At 64.7% G+C, this 12,363-nt stretch carries 10 protein-coding genes; 7 read left to right on the top strand and 3 right to left on the bottom strand.

Going from position 1 to position 12,363, the window contains the following annotated elements:
* Positions 1 to 201 (top strand): hypothetical protein (locus ACIP1G_RS31470; protein ID WP_400744412.1); only part of this gene is annotated, 201 nt, incomplete at its 5' end.
* Positions 202 to 288: 87 nt separating this feature from the next.
* Entirely contained in the window at positions 289 to 1,608 is a 1,320-nt protein-coding gene (locus ACIP1G_RS31465; RefSeq protein ID WP_400744409.1) for a Na+/H+ antiporter family protein, read from the top strand.
* Positions 1,609 to 1,621: 13 nt separating this feature from the next.
* Here ACIP1G_RS31465 and ACIP1G_RS31460 read toward each other — a convergent pair whose 3' ends face one another.
* The 3 genes from ACIP1G_RS31460 to ACIP1G_RS31450 all read right to left on the bottom strand — a co-directional run bounded on the left by ACIP1G_RS31460 (position 1,622) and on the right by ACIP1G_RS31450 (position 6,460).
* Complete coding sequence (locus ACIP1G_RS31460) at positions 1,622 to 2,629, bottom strand: FecR family protein (RefSeq protein WP_400744406.1); 1,008 nt, start codon at positions 2,627 to 2,629, stop codon at positions 1,622 to 1,624.
* Positions 2,630 to 2,933: 304 nt separating this feature from the next.
* Positions 2,934 to 4,703, bottom strand: coding sequence for an acyl-CoA dehydrogenase C-terminal domain-containing protein (locus ACIP1G_RS31455; RefSeq protein ID WP_400744403.1), 1,770 nt, complete (start codon positions 4,701 to 4,703; stop codon positions 2,934 to 2,936).
* Positions 4,704 to 4,837: 134 nt separating this feature from the next.
* The gene (locus ACIP1G_RS31450; protein ID WP_400744400.1) at positions 4,838 to 6,460 is read right to left on the bottom strand and encodes an acyl-CoA synthetase; all 1,623 of its coding nucleotides are present in this window, start codon (positions 6,458 to 6,460) and stop codon (positions 4,838 to 4,840) included.
* Between the two features lie 194 nt (positions 6,461 to 6,654).
* On the opposite strand from ACIP1G_RS31450, the gene ACIP1G_RS31445 reads away from it, so the two are divergent.
* The 5 genes from ACIP1G_RS31445 (at position 6,655) to ACIP1G_RS31425 (ending at position 12,221) form a co-directional block, all read left to right on the top strand.
* Positions 6,655 to 8,061 (top strand): sensor histidine kinase, encoded by a 1,407-nt coding sequence (locus ACIP1G_RS31445; protein ID WP_400744397.1) that lies wholly within the window; start codon positions 6,655 to 6,657, stop codon positions 8,059 to 8,061.
* Between the two features lie 9 nt (positions 8,062 to 8,070).
* On the top strand, positions 8,071 to 8,703 hold the full coding sequence (locus ACIP1G_RS31440; RefSeq protein ID WP_400744395.1) for a response regulator transcription factor: 633 nt from the start codon (positions 8,071 to 8,073) through the stop codon (positions 8,701 to 8,703).
* Between the two features lie 288 nt (positions 8,704 to 8,991).
* Complete coding sequence (locus ACIP1G_RS31435; protein WP_051094854.1) at positions 8,992 to 9,465, top strand: MarR family winged helix-turn-helix transcriptional regulator; 474 nt, start codon at positions 8,992 to 8,994, stop codon at positions 9,463 to 9,465.
* Between the two features lie 30 nt (positions 9,466 to 9,495).
* A complete protein-coding gene (locus tag ACIP1G_RS31430; protein WP_400744392.1) occupies positions 9,496 to 10,689 on the top strand; it encodes an efflux RND transporter periplasmic adaptor subunit in 1,194 nt (397 codons plus the stop codon).
* A complete protein-coding gene (locus tag ACIP1G_RS31425) occupies positions 10,686 to 12,221 on the top strand; it encodes a DHA2 family efflux MFS transporter permease subunit (RefSeq protein WP_400744390.1) in 1,536 nt (511 codons plus the stop codon). The genes ACIP1G_RS31430 and ACIP1G_RS31425 overlap by 4 nt, the downstream gene beginning before the upstream one ends.
* The last annotated feature ends 142 nt before the right edge of the window (positions 12,222 to 12,363 follow it).

Below are 12,363 nucleotides of genomic sequence, written 5' to 3'. Positions count from 1 at the left end.
GGCGGTCGCGCGCGCCCGGCACAGGATGGACTGGCCCGAAACAAACGTAGGAGCGGCTTTAGCCGCGAAGCGCCGCGCGGGCGGCGCTCGATCTCACAGGCACCAGAAATCTCCAGCCAGGCACCACCCAACCCCACGCTGTATCGGCCCACCCCATTTTTTCTTTATTCAAACATTCAATTTAAAATTCAGCCTCTGTGAAATCCGCCGCAACATGGCGTTTTTGACATCTGCCGCCCACTGCTTCAGAGTTCGCGCTTTTTTCTGTCGCAATGAGGTAAGCCAACCATGAATGCAGTGATCGCCGCGGTCGGCATCATGCTGATACTCAGCCTGTCCCGTGTGCACGTGGTCATCGCCCTGATCATCGGGGCCCTGGTCGGTGGCTTGGTCGGCGGCCTGGGTATCGAAGGCACGCTCAAGGCCTTCAACGGCGGCCTGGGCGGCGGGGCTACGGTGGCGTTGTCTTACGCACTGCTCGGCGCCTTTGCCGTGGCCATCGCCAAGTCTGGCCTGGCGCATGCCCTGGCCGACCGCGCCCTGGCCATGATCGACCGCCAGGGCCATGCCAATGGCGGCAAGGTCAAATGGCTGATGATCGGCCTGATGCTGGTGGTGGCCGTGTCGTCGCAGAACATCCTGCCCATCCACATCGCCTTCATCCCGTTGCTGGTGCCGCCGCTGCTGTACGTGCTGACCCGCCTGCGCATCGACCGCCGGCTGATCGCCTGCGTGATCACCTTTGGCCTGATCACCCCGTACATGTTCCTGCCGGTGGGTTTCGGCAACATCTTCCTCAACGAGATCCTGCTGGCCAACGTTGCCCGCGCCGGTGTCGACGTGAGCGGTGTCAACGTCACCCACGCCATGGCCATCCCGGCCGCCGGCATGCTCGTCGGCCTGTTGCTGGCGGTGTTCATCAGCTACCGCAAGAAGCGTGACTACGACCTGGCGCGCATCGAGCAGGTGGAACAGGTGAGCGTGCAGTACAACCCGCTGACCCTGATGGTGGCCGGGTTGGCAATCGCCGCAGCGTTCATCGTCCAGCTGTTGCTTGACTCGATGATCATCGGCGCCATGGTCGGCTTCCTGATCTTCTCGCTGTCGGGCATCGTCAAGTGGAAGGACACCGACGATCTGTTCACCGAAGGCATGAAGATGATGGCCATGATCGGCTTCATCATGATTGCCGCGTCCGGTTTTGCCGACGTGATGAAGGCCACCGGTGAAGTGAAGAGCCTGGTGGAAACCTCGGCGCAGTGGATCGACCACAGCAAGGGCATCGGTGCCTTGCTGATGCTGTTGGTGGGCCTGCTGGTGACCATGGGTATCGGCTCGTCGTTCTCCACCGTGCCGATCCTGGCGGCGATCTTCGTGCCGCTGTGCGTGCAACTGGGCTTCGATCCGCTGGCCACGGTGTGCATCGTCGGTACTGCCGGCGCCCTGGGCGATGCGGGTTCGCCTGCTTCGGACTCGACCCTGGGCCCGACCTCGGGCCTGAACGTGGATGGCCAGCACCACCACATCTGGGACACCGTGGTGCCAACCTTCATCCACTACAACCTGCCGCTGCTGGCGTTCGGCTGGTTGGCGGCGATGACCTTGTAAGGCGGGAAGGGCGTCAGCCCTTATCGGGCGGCGGCGAGATGCGGTTGAGCACGGTGCTGCCGTCCTTGCTGCGGGTCAGGTAGACCGGCAGCACCTTGGGCAGGTTGTTGACCAGGCGCCCGACTTCTCGGGTGTTGTAGATGCCGCTGATGCGGATGCGCCCGGTGCTGGCGTCGGCCAGCAGCAGCGGTGCGTCGAGGTAGCGGTTGATCACCGGCAGCGCCTGTTCCAGGCTCAGGTTGTCGAGCACCAGCTTGCCGCTGCGCCAGGCCAGGCTGTTGCCGTAGTCATCGCTCTGTTCCAGTTGCGGCTCGAAGTCGCCCTTGTGATAGCTGGCTTGCATGCCAGGGCCGAGGCGGTAGCCGCCGGCACTGCCGTCGCTGGACACCAGCACCGAACCTTCCACCAGGGTGACCTTTACCTGGTCCTGGTACTTCCACACGTTGAACTGGGTGCCGGTAACCCGGGTCTGGCCACGGCCGGCATGCACGATGAACGGGTGGCTGCTGTCGTGCTGCACCTTGAAGAACGCCTCGCCACGCTTGAGGGTGACCTGGCGCTGGTCCTTGTAGTTAAGGAAGGTGAGCTCGGTGTTGAGGTTGAGCTGCACCGTGCTGCCGTCGCTCAACTGCACGGTCTGCATGCGGTCAGCGGCTTCGAAGTGCTGGTAATGATTGGGCAGCCAGCCCTGTTCCCAGCCCACCCAGCCGGCCAGCGGCATCACCGCCAGTGCGATGGCCGCAGCCGACGCCAGCGGCCGCCAGTTACGCGGCCGTGCGACGTGTTTGACCGGCGGGTTGAAGTCGATGACGGTGGCGTTGCGTGGCAGCAGGTCGGCGGTTTGCCAGATTTCCAGCATGGCCTGGTATTCCTCGGCATGCCGCGGGTCGGCCGCCAGCCAGCGGGCGAAGGCCTCGCGCTCGGCCGCTGTGCAATCTTCGGCGTGCAGGCGCATGCACCAATGCGCGGCGGCGTCGGTGATGGCATCGTCTGGGCTGGGATTGAGGCGGTCGTGGTTCATTGCGGCTCCGGGTTTTGCGCATTCTACCCTTGCTAGAGGGCCCCCGAGAACCGGCGTAATGGCGAATGACTATCATTTGTGCCGGTTTTTCGTCGGATTTGCAATGGTTTTTCGGCGTTTGAGAACCTTTCGCGCAAGCATTTGCAAGCAGAGATCGTAGGGGGCTGCTTTGCAGCCCATCCGACCGGTCCGGCGCCCCGGCAAGGCCGCTCCTACAGAGACCGCGCCGCCCGCGAGGCTGTTGCGATCCCCTGTAGGAGCGGCCTTGTGTCGCGAAGGGGCGCAAAGCGCCCCCAGCGGTCCATCAGAACTGCGCCGCCTCCAGCCCATAAAGGCTGCCACTACCCGCCCGAATACTGGCCTCAAGCCCCAACCCCCGCGGCAACACCCGCTGGAAGTAGAACTCCGCACACGCCAGCTTGGCCCCGTAAAACGCTACATCCTCATCACGCCTGGCCAACGCCACCGCCGCCATCCGCGACCACATATAGGCATACGCGGTCAGCCCGAACAGCTGCAGGTACTCCACCGCCACCGCGCTGACCAGGTTGGCATCCTCGCCAGCCCGCGCCCGCAGCCAGGCGCTGGTAGCTTCCAACCGCGCCAGGCTGGCCTGCAAGGCTTCGCGATGCAACGGCGCATCCACGCTGAACGCCCGCACCTCGGCGGCAAAACTGGCCAACGCCTGGCCGCCGTCGGCCAGCACCTTGCGCCCGAGCAGGTCGAGGGCCTGGATGCCATTGGTGCCTTCATAGATCTGCGCAATGCGCACATCACGCACCCGCTGCTCCTGGCCCCATTCGCGGATGTAGCCATGGCCGCCATGCACCTGCTGGCCGAGCACACAGCTTTCCAGGCCGTTGTCGGTGAAGAATGCCTTGGCCACCGGCGTCAGCAGTGCCACCAGGCGCTGGGCGTGCTCGCGCTCGCCCGCGTCTGTGGCGTAACGTGCCAGGTCCAGCTGTTGGCCGACATAGGCCGCAAATGCCCGGCCACCTTCAGTGAGGGTGCGCATGGTCAGCAGCATGCGCCGCACATCACCGTGGTGGATGATCGGGTCGGCAGCCTTGTCCTGCGCCTGTGGGCCCGTGGCGGCGCGGCTTTGCAGGCGCTCGTTGGCATAGCGGGCAGCGCTCTGGTACGAGGCTTCGGCACAGCCGATGCCCTGGATGCCGATGGACAGGCGCTCGTAGTTCATCATGGTGAACATGGCCGCCAGGCCCTTGTTCGGCTCGCCGACCAGGTAACCCACGGCACCATCAAAGTTCATCACGCAGGTGGCCGAGGCCTTGATGCCCATCTTGTGTTCGATCGAGCCGCAATGGGCGGCGTTGCGTGCACCCAGGCGGCCATCGGCCTCGACCAGGTACTTGGGCACCAGGAACAGCGAGATGCCCTTTGCGCCGGTGGGTGCGTGCGGCAGTTTGGCCAGCACCAGGTGGACGATGTTCTCGGTCAGGTCCTGCTCGCCGCCGGTGATGAAAATCTTGCTGCCGCTGATGCGATAGCTACCGTCAGCCTGGGGTTCGGCGCGGCTGCGGATCAGCCCCAGGTCGGTGCCGGCATGGGGTTCGGTCAGGCACATGGTGCCGGCCCAACGGCCTTCGTACAGCGGTGGCAGGTAGGTGGCCTTGAGCGTTTCGCTGGCGTGGGCATCGATGGCCAGGCAACTGCCGGCGCTCAGCGCCGAATACAGGCTGAAGCTGCAGTCGGCGGCGTAGAGCATTTCTTCGAACAGCACGCCGAGCATCTTCGGCATGCCCATGCCGCCATGTGCAGGGTTGCCGCCCAGGCCGACCCAGCCGCCTTCGCGGTAGGTGTGCCAGGCTTCGCGGAAGCCTTCGGGGGTGGTGACCTGGCCTGCGTCGAAGCGCACGCCTTGTTCGTCACCATTGCGGCTGAGCGGGGCAATCAGCTGGCCGGTGACCTTGGCGGCTTCTTCGAGGATGGCGTCGGCGGTGTCGGCGTCGATGCGCTCGGCCAGGGCGGGCAGGCGGGCCCATAGGGCAGGGGCGTTGAACACGTCATGCAGGACGAAGCGCATGTCGCGCAGGGGGGCGGAGTAGAAGGTCATTGTTGGCTCTTGAAAGGGAGAAATCAGGATAGGCCCTTTCGCGGGTGAACCCGCTCCCACAGGAACAGCACAGGGCTCAGATTCTGTGCAATCCCTGTGGGAGCGGGTTTACCCGCGAAAGGGCCGCTAGGGGATCACAGGGCTTTGGCCCGGTCGCGCAGCACGTACTTCTGGATCTTGCCGGTGGAGGTCTTGGGCAGCTCGCCGAACACCACGGTCTTGGGCACCTTGAACCCGGCCAGGTGCTCGCGGCACCAACTGGTGATTTCGGCTTCGCGGGTGTCCTCACGCCCTGGTTTGAGGGCAACGAAGGCACACGGGGTTTCCCCCCATTTCTCGTCCGGGCGCGCCACCACGGCGGCCTCCAGCACCGCCGGGTGCTTGTACAGGGCGTCTTCGACCTCGATGGTGGAAATGTTCTCTCCGCCAGAAATGATGATGTCCTTGAGCCGGTCCTTGATCTCGACGTAGCCGTCGGTATGCCACACGGCCAGGTCGCCAGTGTGGAACCAGCCGCCACGGAAGGCTTCGGCGGTGGCTTCGGGGTTTTTCAGGTAGCCCTTCATCACCGTGTTGCCACGCATGAAGATCTCGCCCAGGGTATTGCCGTCGCGTGGCACCGGCTGGAGGGTTTGCGGGTCGGCGACCATCAGGCCATCGAGGGTCGGGTAACGCACACCCTGGCGGGACTTGATGCGTGCGCGTTCTTCCAGCGAAAGCTCGTCCCACTCGTCATGCCAGGCACATACGGTCACCGGGCCGTAGACTTCAGTCAGGCCGTAGGTGTGGGTCACCTGGATGCCCATCTCTTCCACGGCGCCGATGACTTTGGCCGGTGGCGCAGCACCGGCGACCATGGCCTGCACCGGGTGCTCGATGGCCGCCTTGGCCGCCTCGGGCATGTTGACCAGGGCGTTGAGCACGATCGGCGCGCCGCACAGGTGGCTGACCCGGTGTTCGCGGATCAGGGTCAGGATTTTCTGTGGGTCGACCCGGCGCAGGAATACGTGGGTACCGGCCAGGGCGGTGATGGTCCAGGGGTAGCACCAGCCGTTGCAGTGGAACATCGGCAGGGTCCACAGGTACACCGGGCGGTGGCCCATGGCCCAGGTCATCTGGTTGCCCAAGGCGTTCAGGTAGGCGCCGCGGTGGTGGTAGACCACGCCCTTGGGGTTGCCGGTGGTGCCTGAGGTGTAGTTGAGCGAGATTGCCTGCCACTCGTCATCGGGCCATTCCCAGGCAAATTCCGGGTCGCCTTCGGCAAGGAAAGCCTCATAGTCCAGTGCACTGACCGCCCGGCCTTCGCCGTATTCCGGGTCATCCACATCCACCACCAAGGGCGGGTGTTCCAGCAAGGTCAGGGCAGCCTCGATGACGCTGTGGAACTCGCGGTCGGTAATCAGCACCTTGGCCTCGCCATGCTGCAGCATGAAGGCAATGGCTTCGGCGTCCAGGCGCACGTTCAGGGTGTTGAGCACGGCACCGGTCATGGGCACACCAAAATGCGCTTCAAGCATGGCCGGAATATTGGGCAGCATCACTGCCACGGTGTCTCCACGGCCGATGCCGCGGCCCACCAGGGCGCTGGCCAGGCGTCGGCAGCGTTGGTAGGTTTCTTGCCAGTTGCGGCGGATGGCACCGTGGATCACTGCGGGGTAGTTGCCATACACGGCGGCGGTGCGCTCGATGAAGCTCAGCGGGGTAAGGGCGACATGGTTGACGGCAGCGGGCATCAGGCCCTGGGCATAGATCGACATGCGGTAATCCTGTAGGGGAGGCAGGCGCAGCCTGTGCGCTTGACCCCCGGTGGCTGATTGTTAGCTCTGTTCAGGGTGCAGGGAGGCGGACGGTGTACCGCTCCCTCTGTCGCAGTTTTACGCGAGTCGCTATGGTAGTAGGAATATCGACTATAGCAATATAGTAAAACTACTATAACAACGAGCCGCCCACTGTGGACCAGACTACTTACCCCTTGCTCGCCAAGGACCCACAACCCAGCCTGTTGCTGGCTGCCGACGCCAAGCCGCTGGCGCTCAACCCGGCGTTGCAGGCCTGGGTCGATGCTGGCCCGGCACTGGCCAACTGGCTGCCGGCCAACTGCGCCGCGCTGGTGCGCGCCTGCCTGCGCCAGCATCGGGCGATTGCCGATGTCGAGGTACAGGTTGGCGAGCGCATCGTGCTGTGGACGTTCATTCCGGATGACCAGGGCCAGCAGGTGCTCGGGCGCTGCCGTGACGCCAGCGCAGAGCGCCACGGCGCACGCGAGGCCAGCCGGGCCCGGCGCCTGTACCGGCTGATCATCGAAAACACCACCGACCTGATCTCCCGGCACAGCCCCGATGGTCGCTTTCTCGACGCTTCGCCGGCAGCATTCCGCCTGCTTGGCCTGTGGCCCGAGCAACTGCGCGGCATGGCCGTGCACACCCTGCTGCACCCGCGCGAGCGCCGCCAGGTGCTGCGCCAGGCCGCCGCAGCGCTGGACCAGGACGGCTACCACACCATGACCTGCCGGGTGCGCCAGGCTGCTGGCGGCTACCGCTGGTTCGAAATCGCCAGCCGGGCCATCCGCGAGACCTACACCGGCGCGGTGGTAGAGGTGGTCAGCGTGTCCCGCGACATCACCTTGCGCATCGAGGCCCAGGAGAGCCTGGCGCACAGTGCCCGTTTGGCGACCCTGGGCGAGCTGGCCTCCGGCATCGCCCACGAGATCAACCAGCCATTGGCTGCGGTGGTCAACTACGCCAACGCCAGCCAACGTTACCTGCAAGGCCTGGACCGCGACCCACAGGCCCGCGAGCGGGTAGGGCAGGGCCTGCAGCGCATCAGCGAACAGGCCACCCATGCCGCCGAAGTCATCCGCCGCCTGCGCGCCTTCCTGCGCAAAGGGCCACGCCGCCTGCAAGCGCTGGAAGTGGCCGAGGTGGCCGGCGAAGCCATGCGCCTGTGCGCCTGGGAAGCCGCGCGCGACCAGGTGGCCGTCGAGCTGCGCCTGAGTGCGCAGTTGCCCTTGGTGTACGCCGATCGGGTACTTCTGGAGCAAGTGCTGCTCAACCTGTTGCGCAATGCCATCGACGCCAACCGCGAGCAGCATGGCGAGCGGCCGTCACGTATCCTGCTTGGCGCCGTGCGCGATGGCGACGGTGTACTGGTCGAGGTGGCCGACCAGGGCCCGGGTGTGGCGCCCGAGCGCCTGGATGAAATCTTCACACCGTTCACCACCAGCAAGGCCGACGGCCTGGGCCTGGGTTTGAGCATGAGCCGCAGCCTGATCGAGGGCTTTGGCGGCAGCCTGTGGGCGCGGGCCGGTGACAACGGCGGTTTGGTGCTGTGCTGCCGGCTGGCGGTCAGCAGGGGATAAGGGGGAGTAGTGGTGCAAGCGAAAGTGTATGTGGTGGATGACGACCAGGGTATGCGCGATTCGACGGTCTGGCTGCTGCAATCGGTGGGCTTGCAGGCCTTGCCGTTCGCCAGCGGGCAGGCGTTTCTCGACGCCTGCGTCGACGATGGGCCGGCTTGCGTGCTGCTGGATGTGCGCATGCCGGGGCTGGGTGGGATGGCGGTGCAACAGGCGATGCGCGAGCGGGGGCTGGCACTGCCGGTGATCTTCGTCAGCGGCCATGCCGATGTGCCGATCGTGGTGCGGGCGTTCAAGGCTGGCGCCTGCGACTTCATCGAAAAGCCCTACAACGACCAGTTGCTGCTGGACAGCGTACAAGCCGCGCTGGAGCACGCCGGGCGGGCGCGCCAGGGCGACCAGGCGCTGGCCCAGGTACAGGCGCGCATCGACAGCCTGACGCCGCGTGAGCGAGATGTGTTCGTGCCGCTGGCGCAAGGGCTGAACAACCGCGAGATTGCCGAGCAGTTGGGCATCAGCGTGAAGACCGTCGACCTGTACCGGGGGCGGGTGATGAAGCGGTTGCAGGCCGCCAGCCTGGCGGAACTGGTGGGCATGGCCATTGCCTGTGGGGCAGTCGAGGCGTTGGGCCTGCGAGCGCTTTAACTGCGACTGGCGCGGTCCATGTGGGAGCGGGTTCACCCGCGAAAGGGCCGGTACAGGCAACCAGGGGCTATCGTCGACCAGTGTAGCCTCAGTTGACCTTGTGTCAGGGCTGCTGGCCTCTTCGCGGGTAAACCCGCTCCCACAGAGGCTTGGGCAAGTTTCCAAAGGGGCATCATGGCAGGTGCCAGAAGCGCCAGATCATGAAATTTTCCATAGCAAGCTAATCAAAGCTTTGACATTCACTGCCTAGGCAGTAATATTTTTACACAATTACCCGAGCAGTCGCCGATGGCCCATTTCTCCCCCGAAAACTTCCAGACCTGCGCCATCGGCATGCTGCTTGGCCGCGCGGCGATCCTCAAGGACCGCATTCTCGACTGGCACCTCGAATCAGAGGGCGTCACCGCTGCGCAGTTCAAGGTGCTGATTATCGTCACCCAGTACCAGGTGGATACCCCGGCCGAGCTGTGCCGTTACCTGGGCCTGGACAGCGGTTCGATGACCCGCATGCTCGACCGCCTCGAGCAGAAGGAGCTGATCGTACGCAACCGCTGCGCCGACGACCGCCGCCAGGTGCGCCTGGCCCTTACGGCAGACGGCCAGCGCCTGGCCGACCGCCTGCCGGAAATCGGTGCTGCCGCCATGAACGAGTTGTGCGGCGTGCTGGCACCTGAAGAGCTCAAGACCCTGGAAGGCCTGCTGGCCAAGGTCCTGCTCGGTGCCGGCGACCCGTTGACGATCCGCCGCTTCGGCGATCGTTGAACCCTGTCACGAATTATCCAAGGTATTGTCATGGCCACTCCCGCAGACACCCCGACTCTCTCCGCCACGCCCGAGCCGTCTCGCAAACGCAAGGCCTGGCTGCTTGGCCTGCTGTTGCTGCTGATCCTTGCCGGCGTTGGCGCCTGGGCCTGGTTCAGCCTGGTCGGGCGCTGGCACGAAAGCACCGACGATGCCTACGTCAACGGCAACGTGGTGGAGATCACCCCGCTGGTCACCGGCACGGTCACCAGCATCGGTGCCGATGACGGCGACCTGGTTCACGCCGGCCAGGTGTTGCTGCAATTCGACCCGGCCGACAGCGAAGTGGCCTTGCAGTCCGCCGAAGCCAAGCTGGCGCGCAGCGTGCGCCAGGTGCGCGGGCTGTACAGCAACGTCGATTCGCTCAAGGCCCAGCTGGAAACGCGCCAGGCCGAACTGCGCAAGGCGCAGCAGGACTTCAACCGGCGCAAGGTGCTGGCCGACAGCGGCGCGATTGCAGCCGAAGAACTGTCCCATGCTCGTGATGACCTGAGCGTGGCCCAGGCCGCCGTCAACAGCGCGCGCCAGCAGCTCAGCACCAGCAGCGCGCTGGTGGATGACACCGTGGTGTCCTCGCACCCCGAGGTGATGGCCGCCGCCGCCGACCTGCGCCAGGCCTATCTCGATCACGCCCGCACCACCCTGGTGGCACCGGTCACTGGTTATGTCGCCAAGCGTACCGTGCAACTGGGCCAGCGCCTGCAGCCGGGCACCGCGACCATGGCGGTGATCCCGCTGGACCAGGTGTGGATCGACGCCAACTTCAAGGAAACCCAGCTGCGTGAAATGCGCATTGGCCAGCCGGTGGAAATCAGCGCTGACCTGTACGGCAGCGAGGTCAAGTACAGCGGCACGGTCGACAGCCTGGGTGCGGGCACCGGCAGCGCCTTCGCCCTGCTGCCGGCGCAGAACGCCACCGGCAACTGGATCAAGATTGTCCAGCGCGTGCCCGTACGTATTCACCTGAGCCCCGATCAGCTCAAGGACCACCCGCTGCGTATTGGCCTGTCAACCGTGGTGGAAGTCGACCTGCACGACCAGAGCGGCCCGGCCTTGGCCCAACAGCCACCGCAGCAGGCCAGCTACACCACCCAGGTGTATGACCGTCAACTGGTCGAGGCAGACGACCTGATCGCCCGGTTGATCCACGAAAACAGCGCAACCGGCAAGACGGCCCAGCGATGAGCAACAACGCCGCTGCCCAGTTCACGCCGCCGAGCCTGCTGCTGACCACCATCGGCCTGTCGCTGGCGACGTTCATGCAGGTGCTCGACACCACCATCGCCAACGTGGCCCTGCCGACCATCTCCGGCAACCTGGGGGTGAGCTACGAGCAGGGCACCTGGGTCATCACCTCGTTCGCGGTGAGTAACGCCATTGCCTTGCCGCTGACCGGTTGGTTGAGCCGGCGCTTTGGTGAGGTGAAGTTGTTCATCTGGGCCACGCTGCTGTTCGTGCTGGCTTCGTTCCTGTGCGGTATCGCCCAGTCGATGCCGGAGCTGGTCGGTTTTCGCGTGTTGCAGGGCGTGGTCGCCGGGCCGTTGTACCCGATGACCCAGACGCTGCTGATTGCGGTGTATCCCCCGGCGAAACGGGGGATGGCGCTGGCGCTGCTGGCAATGGTCACGGTGGTGGCGCCGATTGCCGGGCCGATTCTCGGTGGCTGGATCACTGACAGTTACAGCTGGCCATGGATTTTCTTCATCAACATACCGATCGGCCTGTTTGCCGCTGCCGTGGTGCGCCAGCAGATGCGTACGCGGCCGGTGGTCACCAGCCGCCAGCCGATGGACTACATCGGCCTGCTGACGCTGATTATCGGCGTCGGCGCCTTGCAGGTGGTGCTGGACAAAGGCAACGACCTGGACTGGTTCGAGTCGTCGTTCATCATCATTGGCAGCCTGATCTCGGTAGTGTTCCTGGCGGTGTTCGTGATCTGGGAACTGACCGACCGCCACCCGGTGGTCAACCTGCGTTTGTTCGTGCACCGTAACTTCCGCGTCGGCACCATTGTGTTGGTCGGGGGTTATGCAGGGTTCTTCGGCATCAACCTGATCCTGCCGCAATGGTTGCAGACACAGATGGGCTATACCGCCACTTGGGCGGGCCTGGCGGTGGCGCCAATCGGCTTGTTGCCGGTGATCATGTCGCCGTTCGTGGGCAAGTACGCGCACCGCTTCGACCTGCGGGTGCTGGCGGGGCTGGCGTTCCTGGCGATCGGTGCCAGCTGCTACATGCGTGCCGGGTTTACCAGCGAGGTGGACTTCCAGCATGTGGCCTTGGTGCAGTTGTTCATGGGCATTGGCGTGGCACTGTTCTTCATGCCGACCTTGAGCATTCTGCTGTCCGACCTGCCGCCGCACCAGATTGCCGATGGCTCGGGGCTGGCGACGTTCCTGCGTACATTGGGCGGGAGTTTTGCGGCGTCGTTGACGACGTGGATCTGGATTCGCCGGGCGGACCAGCACCATGCCTACTTGAGCGAGCACATCAGCCAGTTCGACCCGGTCACGCGGCACACGCTGGAGCAACTGGGTGGAGCAAACCCACAGAGTTACGCGAAATTGGAGCAGATACTCAACGGGCAGGCCTACATGATGTCGACGGTGGATTACTTCACCATGATGGCTTGGGTGTTTGCCGGGTTGATCCTGTTGGTGTGGTTTGCCAAGCCACCTTTTACTGCCAAGGCGGGGCCGGCATCGGCGGGGCATTGAGCTAAAGACTCTTGCTCTTGCTTCGGCTTTTGCTTCTAAGCGCGCGATAGTTCAGGCGCCGCAGATTGCGACTTCAGGAGGCCGAGCGAAGGGCTTGCGGAGGGAGGTGACGGGCATGGATGCCCGTCAAGCGCTGAGGCCC

It is taken from the genome of Pseudomonas sp. NPDC089392 (assembly GCF_044749595.1).
Taxonomy (GTDB): Bacteria; Pseudomonadota; Gammaproteobacteria; order Pseudomonadales; family Pseudomonadaceae; genus Aquipseudomonas.
This window is presented reverse-complemented; position numbering and strand designations above follow the sequence as displayed.